The organism is Kitasatospora sp. NPDC024654, from assembly GCF_055559155.1.
The window spans coordinates 27,787-47,290 of sequence record NZ_JBVHLF010000060.1 but is presented as its reverse complement, the minus strand read 5'-3'; the positions used below and the strand labels follow the sequence as shown (position 1 = coordinate 47,290).

Annotated in this window: 16 protein-coding genes and 3 pseudogenes; 15 read left to right on the top strand and 4 right to left on the bottom strand. The window is 73.0% G+C overall.

Translation table 11 applies throughout. From position 1 onward, the window contains the following. Nucleotides 1-791 precede the first annotated feature (791 nt). The 4 genes and pseudogenes from ACZ38L_RS28185 to ACZ38L_RS28170 all read left to right on the top strand — a co-directional run bounded on the left by ACZ38L_RS28185 (nt 792) and on the right by ACZ38L_RS28170 (nt 4,340). Nucleotides 792-1,694, top strand: a complete 903-nt coding sequence (locus tag ACZ38L_RS28185) for an ABC transporter substrate-binding protein (protein WP_465698417.1) — start codon at nt 792-794, stop codon at nt 1,692-1,694. After that, a pseudogene (locus ACZ38L_RS28180) lies at nt 1,691-2,514 on the top strand (ABC transporter ATP-binding protein). Before ACZ38L_RS28185 ends, ACZ38L_RS28180 begins: the two are co-directional and overlap by 4 nt. 192 nt (nt 2,515-2,706) lie before the next feature. Continuing rightward, nucleotides 2,707-3,396 (top strand): ABC transporter permease, encoded by a 690-nt coding sequence (locus ACZ38L_RS28175; protein ID WP_465698415.1) that lies wholly within the window; start codon nt 2,707-2,709, stop codon nt 3,394-3,396. Between the two features lie 45 nt (nt 3,397-3,441). After that, nucleotides 3,442-4,340: pseudogene (locus tag ACZ38L_RS28170) on the top strand (TauD/TfdA dioxygenase family protein). Nucleotides 4,341-4,408: 68 nt separating this feature from the next. Here the strand turns inward: ACZ38L_RS28170 and ACZ38L_RS28165 are convergent. Continuing rightward, entirely contained in the window at nt 4,409-4,900 is a 492-nt protein-coding gene (locus ACZ38L_RS28165; RefSeq protein ID WP_465698413.1) for an LLM class oxidoreductase, read from the bottom strand. 70 nt (nt 4,901-4,970) lie between these two features. After that, nucleotides 4,971-5,333 (bottom strand): annotated as a pseudogene (locus ACZ38L_RS28160) (ROK family protein); the annotation flags it as partial. Between the two features lie 554 nt (nt 5,334-5,887). On the opposite strand from ACZ38L_RS28160, the gene ACZ38L_RS28155 reads away from it, so the two are divergent. The 4 genes from ACZ38L_RS28155 to ACZ38L_RS28140 are packed head-to-tail and all read left to right on the top strand — an operon-like array spanning nt 5,888 to nt 10,343. Further along, nucleotides 5,888-8,482: a DUF4118 domain-containing protein gene (locus ACZ38L_RS28155; RefSeq protein ID WP_465698411.1), complete on the top strand. Its 2,595-nt coding sequence runs from the start codon at nt 5,888-5,890 to the stop codon at nt 8,480-8,482. After that, entirely contained in the window at nt 8,479-9,159 is a 681-nt protein-coding gene (locus ACZ38L_RS28150; RefSeq protein ID WP_396564317.1) for a response regulator, read from the top strand. The genes ACZ38L_RS28155 and ACZ38L_RS28150 overlap by 4 nt, the downstream gene beginning before the upstream one ends. A 54-nt stretch (nt 9,160-9,213) precedes the next feature. After that, nucleotides 9,214-9,615: an OB-fold nucleic acid binding domain-containing protein gene (locus ACZ38L_RS28145; protein ID WP_396564315.1), complete on the top strand. Its 402-nt coding sequence runs from the start codon at nt 9,214-9,216 to the stop codon at nt 9,613-9,615. Nucleotides 9,616-9,617: 2 nt separating this feature from the next. After that, a complete protein-coding gene (locus tag ACZ38L_RS28140) occupies nt 9,618-10,343 on the top strand; it encodes a DUF3159 domain-containing protein (RefSeq protein ID WP_465698409.1) in 726 nt (241 codons plus the stop codon). Nucleotides 10,344-10,387: 44 nt separating this feature from the next. Here ACZ38L_RS28140 and ACZ38L_RS28135 read toward each other — a convergent pair whose 3' ends face one another. Together ACZ38L_RS28135 and ACZ38L_RS28130 are read right to left on the bottom strand one after the other, a co-directional pair. Next, nucleotides 10,388-11,059, bottom strand: coding sequence for a potassium channel family protein (locus ACZ38L_RS28135; RefSeq protein WP_465698407.1), 672 nt, complete (start codon nt 11,057-11,059; stop codon nt 10,388-10,390). Beyond that, nucleotides 11,059-11,724, bottom strand: a complete 666-nt coding sequence (locus ACZ38L_RS28130) for a potassium channel family protein (RefSeq protein ID WP_396564309.1) — start codon at nt 11,722-11,724, stop codon at nt 11,059-11,061. The genes ACZ38L_RS28135 and ACZ38L_RS28130 overlap by 1 nt, the downstream gene beginning before the upstream one ends. A 254-nt stretch (nt 11,725-11,978) precedes the next feature. Between ACZ38L_RS28130 and ACZ38L_RS28125 the strand changes: the two genes are divergently transcribed. The 7 genes from ACZ38L_RS28125 (at nt 11,979) to ACZ38L_RS28095 (ending at nt 19,336) form a co-directional block, all read left to right on the top strand. Next, entirely contained in the window at nt 11,979-14,036 is a 2,058-nt protein-coding gene (locus tag ACZ38L_RS28125) for an APC family permease (protein ID WP_465698405.1), read from the top strand. 317 nt (nt 14,037-14,353) lie between these two features. Further along, a complete protein-coding gene (locus ACZ38L_RS28120; protein WP_465698419.1) occupies nt 14,354-15,676 on the top strand; it encodes a class I SAM-dependent RNA methyltransferase in 1,323 nt (440 codons plus the stop codon). 136 nt (nt 15,677-15,812) lie between these two features. Next, complete coding sequence (locus tag ACZ38L_RS28115) at nt 15,813-16,058, top strand: toxin-antitoxin system HicB family antitoxin (protein WP_396564306.1); 246 nt, start codon at nt 15,813-15,815, stop codon at nt 16,056-16,058. Continuing rightward, nucleotides 16,055-16,492 carry a fic family toxin-antitoxin system, toxin component gene (locus ACZ38L_RS28110; RefSeq protein ID WP_465698403.1) on the top strand — a complete coding sequence of 146 codons (438 nt, stop codon included), beginning with the start codon at nt 16,055-16,057 and terminating at the stop codon, nt 16,490-16,492. The genes ACZ38L_RS28115 and ACZ38L_RS28110 overlap by 4 nt, the downstream gene beginning before the upstream one ends. A gap of 31 nt (nt 16,493-16,523) precedes the next feature. Further along, entirely contained in the window at nt 16,524-17,366 is an 843-nt protein-coding gene (locus ACZ38L_RS28105) for a putative RNA methyltransferase (RefSeq protein WP_465698401.1), read from the top strand. A 201-nt stretch (nt 17,367-17,567) separates the two neighbouring features. Further along, on the top strand, nt 17,568-18,974 hold the full coding sequence (locus ACZ38L_RS28100) for an AAA family ATPase (RefSeq protein ID WP_465698399.1): 1,407 nt from the start codon (nt 17,568-17,570) through the stop codon (nt 18,972-18,974). Continuing rightward, nucleotides 18,971-19,336 (top strand): nucleotide pyrophosphohydrolase, encoded by a 366-nt coding sequence (locus ACZ38L_RS28095; protein WP_465698397.1) that lies wholly within the window; start codon nt 18,971-18,973, stop codon nt 19,334-19,336. The genes ACZ38L_RS28100 and ACZ38L_RS28095 overlap by 4 nt, the downstream gene beginning before the upstream one ends. Nucleotides 19,337-19,504: the final 168 nt, after the last annotated feature.

Sequence of the window (19,504 nt, the reverse complement as noted above, 5' to 3'; positions counted from 1 at the left end):
TGGTACTGCAGGGGGGACCCTGTGGGAGAGTAGGACGCCGCCGAACGATTTTTCAGAGAAGCCCCTTCCGGGAGACCGGGAGGGGCTTCTCGCATGTCCGGACCCAGCCGCCGCCGACCGGGCAGCTGGACTCGGAGACCGGCCGGTCGGTGGTGCGGCTATCCGCGCGCGGCGGTCCGCAGCGAGGGCGTGACCGCGCCGGTGGACGCTCGGACCCACAGCTGCTGGAACCGGCTGGCCAATGGTCGAGTCGCGCGACAGCCACATCGTGGAGAGCTGACGGCGACCCGTGCCGCGTCAGGCCCGCAAGGTTTTCTTCCGGCGCGGGAACATTCGTTGACCGCCGGCCCGGCGGGCTGGAAGCCTTTCCTCCGTGAGCCGCCGACGCGTAGCTCTGGTCGCTCGCCTGCACGTCGATCTGCGACGGCACGCGAGCGTTCTCTGTGTGCTCTGCCGCTGAGCCCGCTCCAGGCCCCCGCCCAGCCGCGATCCCCCACCTTCCGCAGCGCTCCCGTCCCGGACGCCCGCCGACCCGTGCCTTCGCCCACGCGTCGGTGAGTCGCCGTACCCGGACCCCGTCCGCAGCCGTCGGGCGGGCGCTCCGAGGCTCCCGTTCACCCCGCCGTCGTGCCCCGCCGCCGCAAAGGAACTCCGCCATACCCACACCCTCCAGGCGCCTGTTCCTGGTCCTCGCCGGCCTCGCCGGTGCGGCGGCCGCCTGCGACCGTGCCACCGCCAAGGCGGGCGGCTCCGAGACCCGCAGGCTCCGCTACCAGGGCACCGTCGGCCAGGTGACGCTTCCCGAACTCGCCCAGGACCTCGGCTACCTGGAGGACGTCACGCTCGACTGGGTGCGCAACACGATCAGCGGCCCGCAGGACGTGCAGTCCACGGCGACCGGCCGGACCGACTTCGGCGGCGCGTTCAACGGCGCGGTGGTCAAGCTGGTCGCGGCCGGCGCCCCGGTGCAGGCGGTGATCAGCTACTACGGCGTGGACCAGCAGACCTTCAACGGCTTCTACGTGTTGCAGAACAGCCCGATCCACACCGCGCACGATCTGGCCGGCAAGAAGGTCGGGATGAACACGCTCGGCGCGCACGACGAGGCGATGCTCGACATCTACCTGCAGCGCAACGGCCTCGGCAAGGCCCAGATCGGCCAGGTCGAGCCGCTGGTGGTGCCCCCGGTCAACACCGAGCAGTCGCTGCGGCAGAGGCAGATCGACGTGGCCGTGCTGGGCGGGATCCTGCTGGACAAGGCGCTGGTCACCGGCGGGATCCGGCAGCTGTTCAGCGGCTACCAGCTGCTCGGCGCCTTCAGCGCCGGTACCTACGTGATGACCAGGCGCTTCCTGCAGCGCAATCCGACCACCGCACGGACTTCGTCACCGGGGTGGCCCGGGCCATCGAGTGGGCCAGGGCCAGCCCACGCGAGGAGGTGGTCGCGCGCGCAGCATCGACATCGTCCGCAGGCGCGGCCGCAACGAGGACACCTCCGCGCTGCAGTACTGGAAGTCGTACGGGGTGGCCGAGACCGGTGGCCGGATCACCGACGCGGAGTTCCAGCTCTGGATCGCCTGGCTGGTCTCGCGCGGCGAACTCAAGCCCAGCCAGCTGAAGGCGTCGGCGCTCTACACCAACAGCTTCAACGACCTGTCGGCCGACATCCCTTCGCCCAGCCGGAGTTGAGATGACCGCAAGCATCAGTTTCCGGGGCGTGACCAAGACCTTCCCGGTGCGGGGCCCGGTCGGTGCCCGCCGGCGCACCAGGTTCACCGCCGTCGACCGGGTCGACCTGGAGGTGGCCGCCGGCGAGTTCGCGGTGCTGGTCGACCCCAGCGGCTGCGGCAAGTCCACCCTGCTCGACCTGCTCGGCGGCCTGAGCACGCCCATCGCGGGGGAGATCCTGCTGGACGGCCGTCCGGTCACCGGTCCCGGTCTCGACCGCAGCACGGTCTTCCAGCAGTACGCGTTGCTGCCGGGGCGCACCGCGCAGGGCAACGTCGAGTTCGGGTTGGAGCCGCTCGGGCTGCCGCGCCGGGCCCGGGCCGAGCGGGCCCGGGCCTACCTGGACCTGGTCGGACTGGCCGGCTTCGAGGACCGTCACCCGCACGAGCTGTCCGGTGGGATGAAGCAGCGGGTGGCGATCGCCCGCAGCCTCGCCTACGACCCCGACGTGCTGCTGATGGACGAGCCGTTCGCGGCGCTGGACGCGCAGACCAGGGAGTCGCTGCAGGACGAGCTGCTGCGGATCTGGCGGCGCACCGGGAAGACCGTGCTCTTCATCACCCACGGCATCGAGGAGGCGGTCTACCTGGGCCAGCGGGTCGCGGTGCTGACCTCGGGCCGGGCCGGGTGAAGCACGTGGTGCCGATCGAGCTGGGCGACCGGCGCGAGGGCCAGGACCTGCGCTCCAGCACGGAGTTCGCCCGCCATCGGCACGAGATCTGGAGCCTGCTGCGCGACGAGGTGGATCGGACGCAGCGGGTCGAGCAGGAGGGCGGCCGGCGATGAGCACCGAGCTGCGCGTCACCGAGCGTGCCCCCGGGACCGTCGCCGACACCGACCCCGTCGTCTGTGCCGCGCCGGTCCGCACCGAGCCCGTCGGCGGCCGGCTGCCCGGGCTGCTGCTGGCCGGCGCGACCAAGTCCGCCGCCGTGCTGGCGCTGCTGCTGGTCCGGGAGCTCGCGCCCCCAGGCCGGCCTGGTGGACCGCACCTACCTGCCACCGTTCTCCACCGTGGTCCAGGCCTGGTGGGGGCTGCTGACCAGCGGCCAGCTGACCACCAACACCGAGGCCAGCCTGACCCGTTCGCTCGCCGGCTTCGGCCTGGCGGTGCTGCTCGGTGTGTCGCTGGGGCTGTTGATCGGCTGGTACCGGCCGGTGGCCCGACTGCTCAGCCCGTTGCTCGAACTTTTCCGCAACACCGCCGCGCTGGCGCTGCTCCCGGTGTTCACGCTGGTCCTCGGCATCGGGGAGACGTCCAAGATCTCGATCGTGCTCTACGCCTGCGTCTGGCCGATCCTGCTCAACACGATCGGCGCGGTGCGCACGGTCGATCCGACCCTGCTGCGGCTCGCCCGGTCGCTCGACCTGTCGCCGCTGCGGCTGTTCGGGAAGGTGATCCTGCCGGCCTCGGTGCCGATGGTCTTCACCGGGATCCGGCTGGCCGGGTCGGTCTCGGTGCTGGTGCTGGTGGCCGCCGAAATGGTGGGCGCCAAGGTCGGGTTGGGCTACCTGGTCAACTCCGCGCAGTTCAACTTCGCGATCCCGCAGATGTACGCGGGCACCGTGACCATCTCGGTGACCGGGCTGCTCTTCAACCAGCTGCTGGTCGCCCTGGAGCGCCGCTTCACCCGCTGGCGCTCGCCACTGGACGGCGTCGCCGAGAAGTAGCGCGTCGCCGAGAAGTAGATCCGTCCCGACTGACGAGGAGACCCCATGACCCTGGACATCCGCCGGATCGGTGGCCGGATCGGTGGCCGGATCGGCGCCGAGATCCACGGCCTCGACCTCGCCACCCCGCTCGACGACCAACTGGTGGCCGAGCTGGACGCCGCGCTGGTCGCGCACAAGGCGCTGTTCTTCCGCGGTCAGCGCTCGACGACGCCGACCAGACCCGGTTCGCCGGCTACTTCGGTCCGCTCACCACCGCCCACCCCACCGTGCCGGCGCTCGACGGGCAGCCCAACGTGCTGGTCGTGGACAGCGCCGAGGGCGGCCGGGCCAACCGCTGGCACACCGACGTCACCTTCGTCCGCACCCCGCCGAAGGCCAGCACGCTGCGCAGCCTGGTGGTCCCGCCGTACGAGGGCAACACGCTGATCGCCAACACCCAGGCCGCCTACCGCGACCTGCCGGAGCCGCTGCGGGAGCTGGCCGACGGCCTGTGGGCGGTCCACAGCAACGACTACGACTACGCGCGGGGGCGGGAGTCGGACGAGAAGGAGGCGGCCCGCCGGGCGGTCTTCACCTCGCGCCGCTACCGGACCGCGCACCCGGTGGTCCGGGTCCACCCGGTGAGCGGTGAACGCGGCCTGTTCGTCGGCGGGTTGGCGCAGAGCGTCCTCGGCCTGCCCGCGCACGAGTCGCACGACCTGCTGCGCACCCTGCAGTCGTACGTCACCCGGCCGGAGAACGTGGTGCGCTGGCGCTGGGCGGAGGGCGATCTGGTGCTCTTCGACAACCGGGCCACCCAGCACTACGCGCCGGACGACTACGACGACCTGCCGCGGCTGCTGCACCGGGTGACGGTGGCCGGGGACGTCCCGGTCGGGGTGAGCGGCGAGACCAGCTACCTGATCGAGGGCGACCGGGCGGAGCACCACACCGCGGCCTGAGCCGGGGCGCACAACCGGTGTGTCGAAGAGCGCCGTGAGCCTCGCGGCGCTCTTCGACACACCCGCCGTCAGCCCCGGCGGCCGGCCGGACGCGGCAGGCCGTAGTGCTCCCGCAACGTGCGGCCCTGGTAGCCGTCGCGGAACAGGCCGCGCTCGCGCAGCAGCGGTACCACGTGCTCGGCGAAGTGCGCCAGGCCGTCCGGCAGCAGCGGCGGCATCACGTTGAAGCCGTCCGCGGCGCCCCGGGTGAACCAGGTCTCCAGGTGGTCGGCGAGCTGCTCCGGGGTGCCGACCACCACCTGGTGGCCGCGCCCGCAACCGAGCCGGCTGATCAGCTGGCGCAGCGTCAGCCGGTCGCGCTCGGCGAGGTCGCGGATCAGCTCGATGCGGCTCTTGGCACCGCTGATCGCGCTCAGCGGTGGCAGCGGCTGGTCGAGCGGGTGGTCGGTGAGGTCGACGCCGAGCACGGTGGAGAGCACCCCGACCGCCCGGGCCGGAGTGATCAGTTCGTCCAGCTCGCGGTCGAGCGCCCGGGCCTCGGCCTCGGTGGAGCCGCGCACCGGACCACACCGGGACGGGCAGGTGGGCGATCTCGCCGGCCCGCGAGCGGCGGCCGCGCAGCACCGTGCCGCCGGTGGCGATCGCGGCGTCCACCACGTTGCCGACGAAGAGCTGGACCAGCTCGGTGGCGCCGGCGCCCGCGCCGAACAGCAGCTCGGCCTGGGCCAGCGCGGGGGCGTGGCCGTCCGCGTGCACCGGCAGCCGGACCGCCCCGGCCAGCAGCTCGCGCAGCGGGACGTCCCGCCAGCCCAGCGGGCCGTGCTCGACCACGTTGCCGCGCTCGCTGTCCACCCAGCCGCCGGTCACCACGCCGAGGCCGAGCACCGAGCGCCCGGCCGCCCGGCGGGCGACGAACCCGGGCAGCTGGGCGCGGATCGCGGCGACCACCGCGGCGGCGTCCCCGGTCCGCGGCAGCCGCTCGTGCGCCACCACCCGGCCGCGAAGGTCGAGCAGCGCGAAGGTCAGCTGCCGTACCCCGATGTGCAACCCCGCAGGCCAGGTGGTGCCCGGTGTCGATGTCCAGCCGCAGTTGCGGGCGGCCGGCCCGGGGTGGCCCGGCGGCGGGCGGCAGTTCGCGCAGCAGGCCGATCCCGATCAGCTCCGAGGTGTGCCGGGAGACCGCGGCCGGGCTGAGCCCGGTGGCCCGCCCGATCGCGCTCCGGGCCAGTGGCCCGCCCGCCAGCACGCGGCGCAGCACCGCCCCCGCCCCACCTGCCGGGCTCGGCGGCACCGGACCGACCCCTGCCGGGGCAACCAGTGACAGCATGCGCCCGATGCTCCCAGTCCGGTGTTGCAGCCCGGTGGCGACAGCGTGAAACGGTCGCCGGAGGCGTCGGGCCACGCCGGGACAGGGCGTCAAGATGCTGCTAAATCTCCGCTTTGACCAGCCCGATCGAAGGTGGGAGGGGCCTCACCCCGTAGTCTCGACAGCGCGAACAGCTGTCCGGGGGTGGCCCTCGGGCCGGACTCGATCAAGAATGGGACGCATGGCACGCGGAAGGCTGCGGATCTACCTCGGGGCCGCCCCCGGGGTGGGGAAGACCTACGCCATGCTCTGCGAGGCCCATCGGAGGCTCGGGCGCGGCACCGACGTGGTGGTCGGGTTCGTCGAGCACCACGGGCGGGAGCGGACCGCCGAGCTGCTGCACGGACTGGAGGCCGTCCCGCGCCGGACCATGGCGTACCGGGGGGCCGAGTTCACCGAGCTGGACCTGGACGCGCTGCTGGCCCGGCGTCCGCAGGTGGCGCTGGTGGACGAGCTGGCGCACACCAACGTCCCCGGCTGCCGCAACCAGAAGCGCTGGCAGGACGTCGAGGAGCTGCTGGCGGCCGGGATCGACGTCATCTCGACCGTCAACATCCAGCACCTGGAGTCGCTGGGCGACGTGGTCGAGGGCATCACGGGGATCCGCCAGCAGGAGACCGTGCCGGACGACGTGGTGCGCCGGGCGGACCAGCTCGAACTGGTGGACATGTCCCCGGAGGCGCTGCGCCGCCGGCTGGCGCACGGCAACGTGTACGCCCCGGAGAAGATCGACGCCGCGCTCTCGCACTACTTCCGCCCCGGCAACCTCACCGCGCTGCGCGAGCTGGCGCTGCTGTGGACCGCCGACCGGGTCGACGAGTACCTCCAGCGTTACCGCGCCGAGCAGGGCATAGAGAACACCTGGCAGGCCCGCGAGCGGATCGTGGTCGGCCTGACCGGTGGCCCGGAGGGCGCCACGCTGATCCGCCGGGCGGCCCGGATCGCCGCCAAGGGCTCCGGCAGCGAACTGCTGGCCGTGCACATCTCACGCTCCGACGGCCTGGCCGGCGACGCCTCGCCGCAGACCCTGATCGAGCAGCGGGCCCTGGTAGAGAGCCTGGGGGGCAGCTTCCACACCGTGCTGGGCGACGACCCGGCGCAGGCCCTGCTGGACTTCGCACGCGGGGTCAACGCCACCCAGGTGGTGCTCGGCTCCAGCCGCCGCAAGGGCTGGCAGTACATCTACGGTCCCGGCGTGGGCGCCACGGTGGCCCGCGACTCGGGCGACATCGACGTGCACATCGTCACCCACGAGCAGGCCGCGCACGGGCGCCGCAAGCTCCCGATCCGCCGGATCACCGACCTCGGCCGGGTCCGCACGGTCGCCGGCTGGCTGATCGGGGTGGCCGGGCCGCCGCTGCTCACGCTGCTGCTGATCAGCCTGCACCGGCTGGTGCTCTCCACCGACATGCTGCTCTTCCTGTCGGTCACGGTCCTCGCGGCGCTGGTCGGCGGGCTGCTCCCGGCGATCGCCTCGGCGCTGGTCGGCTCCACCGTGCTGAACTACTACTTCACGCCGCCGATCCACACCCTGACCATCACCGACCCGCAGAACATCCTGGCGGTCGCGATCTTCACCGCGGTCGGCATCTCGGTCGCCACCGTGGTCGACACCGCGGCCCGGCGCAGCCACGAGGCGGCCCGCAGCCGGGCCGAGGCGCAGACGCTGAGCGCGCTGGCCGGCACCGTGCTGCGCGCGCCGACCGGTGAGGGGGTGCTGGCCCTGCTCGACCAGGTCCGGGAGACCTTCCAGCAGGACTCGGTGGCGCTGCTGGAGCGCGCCGACGAGCACGCGCCGTGGAGCTGCGTGGCCGCCAGCGGCGCGGAGCCGCCGGACCGGCCGGACCAGGCCGACACCGACGTGCCGGTCGGCGAGAACCTGGCGCTGGTGCTGGTCGGCCGGGTGCTGCCGGCCGAGGACCGCAGGCTGCTGGGCGCCTTCGCGGCCCAGGCGGCCGTGCTGCTGGAGCGCCGCCGGCTGGCCAAGGAGGCCGTCGCGGCCCGCCGCCAGGCCGAGGGAAACCGGATCCGGACCGCCCTGCTGGCCGCCGTCTCGCACGACCTGCGCACCCCGCTGGCCGGGATCAAGGCCGCGGTCAGCTCGTTGCGCGCCGAGGACGTCGAGTGGACCCCGGCCGACGAGGCCGAGCTGCTGGCCGGCATCGAGGCCGGCGCGGACCGGCTCGACCACCTGATCAACAACCTGCTGGACATGAGCCGGCTGCAGACCGGCACGGTCACCCCGCTGATCCAGGAGGTGGACCTGGACGAGGTGGTGCCGGTCGCGCTCGGCGGGGTCCCGCTGGAGTCGGTGCGGCTGGAGGTGCCGGAGACCCTGCCGATGGTCCCGGCCGACGCCGGCCTGCTGGAGCGGGCGCTGGCCAACCTGATCGAGAACGCCGTGAAGTACAGTCCGCCGGGGGTGCGGGTGCTGGTCAAGGCCGACGCGTTGGAGCCGCCGTCCGGTCCGGGCCGGGTCGAGCTGCGGGTGGTCGACCGCGGGCCCGGGGTGCCGGAGGAGGCCAAGGAGAAGATCTTCGCGCCGTTCCAGCGCTACGGCGACGCCCCGCGCGGCGCCGGGGTGGGGCTCGGCCTGGCGGTGGCCCGCGGCTTCGTCGAGGCGATGGACGGCACGCTGGCGGCCGAGGACACCCCGGGCGGCGGCCTGACCATGGTGGTCTCGCTGCCCGCCGTGGAGCGGCCGCCCGAACCCGAGGCGCCCGAGCCACCCCCGTTGACCTCCTCTCTGGCCCCCCGAAAGGCGGAGCACGCATGACCCGGGTCCTCGTCGTGGACGACGAACCGCAGATCGTCCGCGCCCTGGTGATCAACCTCAAGGCCCGCAAGTACGAGGTGGACGCCGCCCACGACGGCGCGAGCGCGCTGGAGCTGGCCGCCGCCCGGCATCCCGACGTGGTGGTGCTCGACCTGGGCCTGCCGGACATGGACGGGGTGGAGGTGATCAAGGGCCTGCGCGGCTGGACCCGGGTCCCGATCATCGTGCTCTCCGCCCGGCACGCCTCGGACGAGAAGGTCGAGGCGCTGGACGCCGGCGCGGACGACTACGTCACCAAACCGTTCGGGATGGACGAGCTGCTCGCCCGGATGCGTGCCGCGGTGCGCCGGGCCGAGCCGGTGAGCGGCGAGGACGACTCGCTGGTGACCACCGAGGGCTTCACCGTGGACCTGGCGGCCAAGAAGGTCAACCGGGACGGCGCCGACGTCCGGCTCACCCCGACCGAGTGGCACCTGCTGGAGGTGCTGGTCCGCAACGCCGGCCGGCTGGTCAGCCAGACCCAGCTGCTCCAGGAGGTGTGGGGTCCGGCCTACCGGACCGAGACCAACTACCTGCGGGTCTACCTGGCCCAGCTGCGCCGCAAGCTGGAGACCGACCCCTCGCACCCGCGCCACTTCATCACCGAACCGGGCATGGGCTACCGCTTCGAACCCTGACCCGGCCCGCTCCGAGCCCGACACCGCGGGGGTCCCAACCGGTACCCTTCCGGCATGAGTGGTAACAGCAGCGACCAGCCACAGGGCCGACTGCGGCGGATGTTCAGCCGGCTCACCTCCAGCTCGGAGGAGCTCCAGGCGGAAGAGCTGCGCCATGACTCGGAGGGCGCCGGCTGCACGCCGATAGCCTCCTGCGGGGACCGCCAGGAGGTCACCGTCGCGGGCACCCTGCGGACCGTGACGCTCCGGCCGCGAGCCGGGGTGCCCGCACTGGAGGCCGAACTCTTCGACGGCACCGAGGCGCTGGACGTGGTCTGGCTCGGCCGCCGCTCGATCGCGGGTATAGAGCCGGGCCGCCGGCTCGTCGCCAGCGGCCGGATCAGCCACGCACGCGGGCGCCGCGTGCTGTTCAACCCTCGCTACGAGCTGCGTCCGGTGGGACAGGGGAGCGACTGACAGTGACCAATCCGCCCGGCGGCGACCGCGCCGCCTCGCCAACGCCTGTCCAGGAGCTGGTCGCCGAGACCCCGGAGGAGGTGGCGGCCCGGGAGGCGGCGGCCTCCCGGGAGGCCGCCGATTCGGTGATCAAGGCCTTCGGCGGAGTCCGCGGGATGATCGACATGACCCTGCCGGGTCTGGTCTTCATCCTGACCTTCAACATCACCCACCGGGTCGCGGACGCGGCCTGGGCCGCACTCGGGCTGAGCGCGATCTTCGTGGTGCTGCGGCTGCTGCGTCGGGAGACCATCCAACACGCCTTCGGCGGCGTCTTCGGGGTCGCGATCGGCGCGTACATCTCGATGAAGACCGGCAAGGCGGAGAACTTCTACCTGCCGGGCCTGCTCTACAACGTGGGCTACTGCATCGTGCTGGCCGTCTCCGCGCTGGTCCGCTGGCCGGTGATCGGGGTGACGCTGGGCCCGGTGACCGGGGAGATGTTCACCTGGCGGACCCAGAACCCGGGCCGGCTGGCCGCGTACACCAAGGCCACCTGGGCCTGGGTGGTGATCATGGGCATCAAGCCGCTGATCCTCTTCCCGCTCTACTTCACGGGCAACGTCACCCTGCTGGGCTGGTTGAAGGTGGCGCTCGGCATCCCGCCGATGCTGTTGGCGATGTACGTGACCTGGCGGATCCTGATCACCGCGCCGCCGCCGATCAAGGCGGAGGAGGAGCCCGCATAGGAACCGGGCCCGTACCCCTCGGGGTACGGGCCCGGTTCTTCGTGCTAGTTGGCGCTGGCACCCGCCGAGAGCAGGTTCTCCAGCTCCTCCTCGCGCTCCTGCACGGCCACGAAGAGCAGCTCGTCGCCGCCCTCCAGAGTGTCGTCCTTGGTCGGCACCAGCACCCGGCCCTCGCGGATGATCGTCACCAGCGAGGTGTCGGCCGGCCAGTTGACGTCGCCGACCCGGGTGCCGACCAGCCCGGCGTCGCCGGCCAGGGTCAGCTCGACCAGGTTGGCGTTGCCCTGGCTGAAGCGCATCAGCCGGACCAGGTCGCCGACGCTGACCGCCTCCTCGACCAGCGCGGACATCAGCCGCGGCGTGGAGACGGCGACGTCGACGCCCCAGGACTCGTTGAAGAGCCACTCGTTCTTCGGGTTGTTGACCCGGGCGACCACCCGGGGCACCCCGTACTCGGTCTTCGCCAGCAGCGAGACCACCAGGTTGACCTTGTCGTCGCCGGTCGCCGCGATCACCACGTGGCAGCGCTGCAGTGCCGCCTCGTCCAGCGAGGTGATCTCGCAGGCGTCGGCCAGCAGCCACTCCGCCATCGGGACCCGCTCCACCGAGATGGAGCCCGGGTTCTTGTCCACGAGCAGCACCTCGTGGCCGTTCTCCAGCAGCTCACCCGCGATCGACCGGCCGACCGCGCCCGCTCCCGCAATTGCCACCCGCATCAGTGACCCTCCTCCGGGCCCTTGGCGAACACGGCCTCGACCGCCGCCAGATCCGCGCGGCGCAGCATCACCTGCACCAGATCGCCTTCCTGCAGCACCATCTGGGGAGTCGGCAGCACGCCCTCACCCAGTCGGGTGACGAACGCCACCCGCGTACCCGACGCCTCCTCCAGGGTGGAAACCCGGTGCCCGACCCAGCCGGCCGCGAACGGCACCTCGGCGAGCTGCACCGTCCCGCTCGGGTCCTGCCAGAGCGGCTCGGCGCCGCTCGGCAGCAGCCGGCGCAGCATCTGGTCGGCCGTCCAGCGGACCGTTGCCACCGTCGGGATGCCCAGGCGCTGGTAGACCTCGGCCCGGCGGGGGTCGTAGATCCGGGCCGCGACGTGCTCGACGCCGAAGTTCTCGCGGGCCACCCGGGCCGCGATGATGTTCGAGTTGTCACCGCTGCTCACCGCGGCGAAGGCGCCCGCCTCCTCGATGCCGGCCTCGCGCAGAGTGTCCTGGTCGAAGCCGACGCCGGTGATCCGCCGGCCGCCGAAGCCGGCCCCGAGCCGGCGGAACGCCGTGGGGTCCTGGTCGACCACGGCCACCGAGTGGCCCTGCTTCTCCAGTGCTCTGGCCAGGGCGGAACCGACCCGCCCGCAGCCCATGATGACGATGTGCACGGTGCCGCTACCTCACCCGATCCGTTGGGGACTTGACCTGCGCAAACACCGTTGATCACCTTTCCGTGCCCCCGGCCCGGGGGGAGGGTTCGCACCGCCGCCCCGGACGGGTGACGGTTCGGCAACCGGAGTGTTGCCCGCAACTTGTTCAACCGACACGCTAGCGGGTCCGTCGAACGCAGTCTCGCGCAGTCTCGATGGGAGAGCGGAATCCATCATGAGCCGGATGTCAATAGCCCTTACGATTCCTTGACGTGCCCAATCTGACCGACGTACCGAAGCGCATCCTGATCGGCCGCGCGCTGCGCAGCGACAGGCTCGGCGAGACGCTGCTGCCCAAGCGCGTCGCGCTCCCCGTGTTCGCCTCCGACGCGCTCTCCTCGGTGGCCTACGCCCCGGAGGAGATCCTGCTCACCCTCTCGCTGGCCGGGGTGTCGGCGATCCACTTCTCCTGGCAGATCGGGGTGGTGGTCGCGGTCGTGATGCTGGCGGTGGTCGCCTCCTACCGGCAGAACGTGCACGCCTACCCAAGCGGGGGCGGCGACTACGAGGTCGCGACGGTCAACCACGGGCCCAACGCGGGTCTGGTGGTGGCCAGCGCGCTGATGGTCGACTACGTGCTCACCGTGGCGGTCTCCACCACCTCGGGCGTGGCGAACGTGGTCTCGGCGGTGCCGGCGCTGCGCGGGCACGAGATGGCACTCAGCATCACGTTGGTGGTGCTGCTGATGGGGATGAACCTGCGCGGGGTGCGGGAGTCCGGCACCGCGTTCGCGGTTCCCACCTACGCCTTCATGGTCGGGATCATCGGCATGGTGCTCTACGGGCTGTTCCGGCATCTGGTGCTCGGCGCCCCGATGCCGGCCGAGAGCGCCGGGTTCCACCTCCGGCCGACCCCGGGCAACGAGACGGTCACCGGGTTCGCGCTGGTCTTCCTGCTGCTCAGGGCGTTCTCCTCGGGCTGCGCGGCGCTCACCGGCGTCGAGGCGATCAGCAACGGCGTGCCGGCCTTCCGCCATCCCAAGAGCCGGAACGCCGCGAGCACCCTGCTGATGATGGCGACCATCGCGGTCACCATGTTCATGGGGATCATCTACCTGGCCCACCTGACCCACACCCAGATGGCCGAGGACCCGGCCCGGCAACTGCTCGGCGCCCCCGCCGGCTACCACCAGAAGACCGCGCTGGCCCAGATCAGCGAGGCGGTCTTCGCGGACTTCACGCCCGGTTTCTACTTCATCGCCGGGGTCACCGGTTTGATACTGGTGCTCGCCGCCAACACCGCCTTCAACGGGTTCCCGGTGCTCGGCTCGATCCTCGCCCAGGACCGCTACCTGCCGCGCCAGCTGCACACCCGCGGCGACCGGCTGGCCTTCTCCAACGGGATCATCCTGCTCGCCACGGTGGCCGTGGTCTTCGTCGTGGCGTTCGGCGCCGACCCGAACCGGCTGATCCAGCTGTACATCGTGGGCGTCTTCGTCTCGTTCAACATGAGCCAGTCCGGCATGATCCGGCACTGGACCCGGCTGCTGCGCACCGAGACCGATCCCCGGGCGCGGCGCCGGATGCAGCTCTCCCGGGCGATCAACACCTTCGGGCTGGTGATGACCGCGGCGGTGCTGATCGTCGTGCTGGTCACCAAGATCGGCCACGCCTGGATCGCGATCGCCACCATGTGCGTGCTGTTCGTGCTGATGAAGGCGGTCCGGCGGCACTACGACCGGGTCTCCGCCGAGCTGGCCGCGGCCGAGGAGCCGGAGGACAGCGCGCCGCCGAGCCGGATCCACGCCATCGTGCTGGTCTCCAAGCTGCACAAGCCGGCCCTGCGGGCGCTGGCCTACGCGCGGCTGCTCCAGGCGCACGAGCTGGAGGCGGTGACCGTCGACGTGGACCCGGCGGACACCCGGGCGCTGCGCGAGGAGTGGGCGGCGCGCGGGATCGACGTGCCGCTGCGGGTGCTGGAGTCGCCGTACCGGGAGATCACCGGGCCGGTGCTGGACCACGTCAGGAACCTGCGCCGGTCCAGCCCGCGCGAGGTGGTCAGCGTGTACATCCCGGAGTACGTGGTGGGCCACTGGTACGAGCACCTGTTGCACAACCAGAGCGCGCTGCGGCTCAAGGGGCGGCTGCTGTTCAGGCCGGGGGTGATGGTGACCTCGGTGCCCTGGCAGCTGGAGTCCTCGGCGCGGCGCCGTTCGCCGGGGGCCTGGTCGGCCCCCGGTGCCGTGCGGCGCGGCGAACCGCGGCCGGGCACGGTACCGTCGGGTTCCGTCGAGACCGCCGCTGAGCCCAGCAAGGACACCGTTACGTGAGCCGCAACACCCCGCCCCGTTCCTCGGGCAAGTCCGGACAGCCGCGCAAGGGCGCGGCCGGCAAGGTCGGGCAGGTCGCCCGGCCGCGCTGGTCGGCCCGCCCGGCCCGGCCGGCCGCCACCGACCGTGAGGGCTACACGGCCGACACCGCTCCCGTGGTGCCGGGCGAGCGGCCTTCGGCGGGGGAGCCGGTCCGTCCGGCCGTCCCGGCGAAGGCAGGGCAGGCCGCGGGCGGTGCGAAGCCGGCGAAGGCCAAGGCCGCGCGGGCCGGGCGCGGCGGCAAGCCCGCCCGGGCGGCGCGCCCGGCGGTGCCGGCCGTGCCCAAGGGCCCCGGCGGCGACCCGCTGGTCGGCGAGCGCTACGAGGTCGAGGTCGGCCCGGTGGCGCACGGCGGCGGCCACTGCGTGGCGCGGCACGAGGGCCGGGTGCTCTTCGTGCGGCACGCGCTGCCCGGCGAGCGGGTGATCGCCCAGGTCACCGAGGGCACCACCAAGTCGCGCTTCCTGCGGGCCGACGCCGTGGAGGTGCTGGAGCCGGCCAAGGACCGGATCGCGCCGCCCTGCCCGTTCGCCGGCCCGGGCCGCTGCGGCGGCTGCGACTGGCAGCACGTCACCCCCGGCGGGCAGCGCAAGCTCAAGGCACAGGTGCTCACCGAGCAGCTGGCCAAGCTGGCCGGGCTGACCCCGGAGCAGGCCGGCTGGGACGGCAGCGTCGAGCCGGTCGGCGGCAAGCTGCCGGCCAGTGAGGTGCCGGCCTGGCGGACCCGGGTGCAGTACGCGGTGGACCCGGAGACCGGCGAGGTCGGCCTGCGCCGACACCGCTCGCACGAGGTCGAGCTGATCGACCGCTGCCTGATCGCCGCCCCCGGGGTGACCGAGTTGGGCATCGAGGCGCGCGACTGGACCGGCCTGGCCTCGGTGGAGGCGATCGCCGCCACCGGTTCCTCGGACCGCCAGGTGATCCTGCGTCCGCTGCCCGGCGAGCAGCTGCCGCTGGTCGAGCTGGAGAAGCCGGTCTCGATCTCCCGGATCGACGAGCAGGGGCTGTTCCACCGGGTGCACGGGCGGACCTTCGTCCGCGAGCGGGCGGCCGGCCGCACCTGGCGGGTCAGCGAGGGCGGCTTCTGGCAGATCCACCCCGAGGCGCCGGGCACCCTGGTGGACGCGGTGCTGTCCGGACTCGACCCGCAGTGGGGCGAGAACGCGCTCGACCTGTACTGCGGGGTGGGCCTGTTCGCCGGCGCGCTGGCCGACCGGGTCGGCGAGGACGGCGCGGTGCTGGGCATCGAGTCGAGCAAGCAGGCGGTGACCGACGCCCGGCACAACCTGGCCGAGCTGGAGAACGTCCGGATCGAGTGCGACAAGGTGGAGACCCTGCTGCCGCGCACCGGGATCACCTCCACCGACCTGATCGTGCTCGACCCGCCGCGCGCGGGGGCAGGTCGCGAGACGGTCCGGCAGCTGACCGGGCTGCGGGCCCGCCGGATCGCGTACGTGGCCTGCGACCCGGCCGCGCTCGCCCGCGACCTGGGCTTCTTCCACGAGGGCGGCTACCGGCCGGTCTCGCTGCGGGCCTTCGACCTGTTCCCGATGACGCACCACTTCGAGTGCGTGGCGATTCTGGAGCCGGTCCAGGACTGAACCCCGACCGCCCGGTCCGACGGGGGCGCAGCACCGCGCGGTGCTGCGCCCCCGTCGCATGTGCCGGTCCTGCGCCCCCTGCGTGCCCCTGTGTGCGCCCTTGTCGTGCTAGCACTTCGGCGCTAGCTTCGACCGCATGGGTAAGAAGCAGCTCAACGTGCGGGTGGACGCAAGCACCGCTGAGATGGCCCGGGAACGGGCGGAGCAGCAGGGGATCAGCATGAACCAGTACATCGAGCGGCTCGTCCAGCAGGACATGGGCGAGACCGGGTTGCGCTTCGTCGACGCGGCGGCCCAGTTCATGAAGGAGTACGAGAGCGAGTTCCTCGCGGAGTTCGGCGAGCAGGGCGCGGCCGGCGGCCGGCCCGGTGACCGTCGTTGAGGGTCGAGGTCGACCTCTCCTGGCTGCTCATGACCGCCGAGCAGTACACCCCCGGCGATCCGCAGGTGACCGACTACGGGTCGCTGCTCGCGGCGGTGGCCCGGCACCAGGCGGAGATCTTCGACATCGCGGTCTACCCCGAACCCCAGGACCGCGCGGCGGCGCTGATGCACCAGCTGATCCGGGTGCCGGCGCTGGAGCGCACCAACGAGCTGTTCGCCACCGCCGTCGCCTACGCCTACCTGGTGGCCTGCGGGTGCCACGTCGCCACCACCGCGCGCGAGGTGCGCAGCCTGGCCCGGGCCATCCGGGAGGGCAGGCTCGGGGTGGACGGGGTGGCCGAGCGGCTGAACGGCTGGGTGGTGGACGAGGCCGAGGGGGAGGGGGTGGCCGGCGACGACGGCGATCCCGACTCCGACTCCGACACCGACTGAGCCGAGCGGGCGGGTCGCTTAGGGTGGGGCGGTGCTCCAGGACATCCAGCGGTATCTGACCTGCCCGCACTGCGGTCTGGGCCTGGCCCTCGACGCCGCGGGGCGCGGCCTGCGCTGCCCGGCCGGGCACAGCTTCGACGTGGCCAAGCAGGGCTACGTGAGCCTGCTCGGCGGGGGAGCGCACACCGGGACCGGGGACACCACGGAGATGGTCGCCGCCCGGGCCGACTTCCTCGCCGCCGGCCACTACCGCCCGATCGCGGACGCCCTGGCGCGGGCCGCCGCCGAGGCCGCGCCGACTCCCGGCGGCCTGGTCGCGGACCTGGGTGCCGGCACCGGCTACTACCTCGCCCGGGTCCTCGACGGGCTCGGCGGCGAGCAGGTGGGCGCGGCGCTGGACATCTCCAAGTTCGCGCTGCGCCGGGCCGCTCGGGCGCACCCACGGATCGGTGCGGTGGTCTGCGACGCCTGGCGCCCGCTGCCGCTCGCCGACGGGAGCGCCGAGCTGGTGCTCAACGTCTTCGCGCCGCGGGACGGTGGCGAGATCCGGCGGGTGCTGCGACCGGGCGGGCGGCTGCTGCTGGTCTCGCCGAGCCCCCGGCACCTGGGCGAGCTGGTCGGCGCGCTCGGGCTGCTCTCGGTGGACGAGGAGAAGGAGCGGCGGATCGACGAGAAGCTCGGGCCCTGGCTGCGGCTGGTCGGGCGGACCGAGGTGGAGTTCCCGCTGCGGCTCCCGCACCCGGACGCCGCCGCGGTGGTGGGGATGGGGCCGAACGCCTGGCACACCGACCAGGCCCGGGTCGCGGCCGCGCTCGCGGAGCTGCCCGAGCCGGTCGAGGTGACCGGGTCAGTGCTGCTGTCCTTGTACGAGTGAGACGTTCTTCCCCGGGTCGCCTCTGGTGCCGCAGGGTTGCCTCTGGTTCGGTTGGCTCGCCTGGTTCGGCTGGGTCGCCTGCGCTGAAAGTCGAAGAGGCCGACGTCCGGGTCGGGCCGGCCCCCTCGTTGGGATGAATCGCCCCGGGCAGGGACGTTTCTGCTGGTCCCGCCGGACCGGGCCGTCACTAGGGTCGGCTCGGTGACCAGCGATGTCGTCCCGCCGACCGCCTCCATGCCCTCCGCCACCGCGCCCGGCCGGCGGCCGGCCCTGCGGCCCACCGTGGAGGAACTCCGGCTCACCTCCTTCAAGTCCTACCGCCGGGCCGTCCTGCCGATCAGCCCGCTCACCGTGCTGCACGGCCCCTCCGGCGCCGGCAAGTCGAACGCGCTGGACGCCCTCGCGGTGCTCTCCCGGCTGGCGCTCGGTGAGGAGATCGGGCCCTCGCTGGACGGTGTCGGCGGAGTGGGCGGCCCGCTGGCCGCGCCGGTGCGCGGCGGGCTGCTCGGCTGCGTCCCGCACGGCCGCAACGCGATCATCCTGGGCTGCTCGGTCCGCTCCGACGCCGGCCTGATCCGGCTGGAGCTGGTGGTCCGCACCGACGGGCGGGTCCGGGTCGCCCGGGAGTGGCTGGCCTGCGACGGCAAGACCCTGGTGGAGACCGGTGAACAGGACGTCAGCGCCGGCCGGATCAACGTCAGCTGGCACAACGACACCCGGCAGGGCGACATCCGCGCACCCTTCCCGAGCGGCAGTCTGATCACCACCCAGATTCCGCTGCGGGTGGCCGGGTCCTCGCCCGGCGAGTGCAAGGTGCTGGCGGCCACCGAGCAGCTGCTCACCGCGCTGCGCGAGGTCTTTCCGGTGCATCCCGTGCCGGCGCTGATGCGCGGCTGGGTGCGGCCCGAGGCGGACGCCCGGCTGTTGCCCAGCGCGGCCAACCTCTCGGCGGTGCTGGCCCGACTGCAGGGCGAGTGCGCGCGACGCTACGGCCGGTTGCTGCGCGCGGTGCAGGCGGCGGCCCCGCACCCGCTGCTCGGCCTGGACGTGGCCCGGCGCGGCAGCCTGGCCCAGGAGCGGCTGCTGGCGGTCTTCGACGAGGGGGTGCTCGGCCGGACCGGCGCCGACCAGGCCTCGGACGGGATGCTGCGGCTGCTCGCCTTCGCTGCCGTGCTGCTCACCGGGGCCGGTGTGCTGGACGTCGAGCCGGCAGTCGAAGTCCCGTGGGCACAGCGGCAGTTGACCGTGATCGCGGAGGATCTCGGGGCCGGCCTCTCGGCGGACCAGACGGCCTCGCTGCTCCGGCTGGCGCGGGAGATGTGCGGCAAGGACCACGTGCGGCTGCTGGCGGCGTTGCAGGATCCGGCGGCCGCGCGGCTGGCCGGCGGGGTGGAGTTGGTCGAGTGCGGGCGGGATCCGTTGAGCGGGTACAGCGTGTTGCGGCCGGATCCGGCACCGCCGCGGGTGCCGGCCCAGCCGCCGGGGCACGAGACGGCCGCCGCCTCGGCCCCGGGCGCCTCGTCCGGGGATGCCGGGGCGCCGCCGGTTGCGCGGTCTGGGCCCGGGGCGGACGCCGCCGGCATGGATGCGGTAGACCTGGAGCGGTGACCGACCGACCTGATGACCTGCCCGTGGCCGCTGGCCTGGGCGCGCTGGCCGACCGACTCGCGCGGTTCGCCGCGGCCCGGCGCTGGCAGCCGTTCCACACTCCGAAGAACCTGGCCGCGGCGCTCAGCGTGGAGGCGGGGGAGCTGCTGGAGATCTTCCAGTGGCTCACCCCGGAGCAGGCGGCGGCGGTGATGGACGACCCGGAGAGCGCGCACCGGGTCCGTGACGAGGTCGCCGACGTGCTGGCCTATCTGGTGCAGTTCTGCACCGTGCTCGGGGTCGACCCACTGGCCGCGCTGGCGGACAAGATCGACCGCAACGAGCTGCGCTTCCCGGTGCCGGAGCCGTCCGCCGACTGCTGAGACTGTCCACAACCCCGGGGTTGTCCACAGCTCCGGGATTCCCTGCCGCGCGGCTTTCGATCCGCGGTCACCCTCTACTCCTGACGGGCCGTTCGCTCACGGCCTGTCGGTCCGTTCGTTCGGACCGCTCGTTCGGAGCTTTCGTTCGATGTGGGAGGAACCACCGAC

Coding starts and splice junctions, on each gene's coding strand:
- ACZ38L_RS28155 (WP_465698411.1), top strand. CDS start 5,888: ATGGCACGCGGAAGGCTGCGGATCTACCTCGGGGCCGCCCCCGGGGTG.
- ACZ38L_RS28115 (WP_396564306.1), top strand. CDS start 15,813: ATGGGTAAGAAGCAGCTCAACGTGCGGGTGGACGCAAGCACCGCTGAG.
- ACZ38L_RS28145 (WP_396564315.1), top strand. CDS start 9,214: ATGAGTGGTAACAGCAGCGACCAGCCACAGGGCCGACTGCGGCGGATG.
- ACZ38L_RS28150 (WP_396564317.1), top strand. CDS start 8,479: ATGACCCGGGTCCTCGTCGTGGACGACGAACCGCAGATCGTCCGCGCC.
- ACZ38L_RS28135 (WP_465698407.1), bottom strand. CDS start 11,059: ATGCGGGTGGCAATTGCGGGAGCGGGCGCGGTCGGCCGGTCGATCGCG.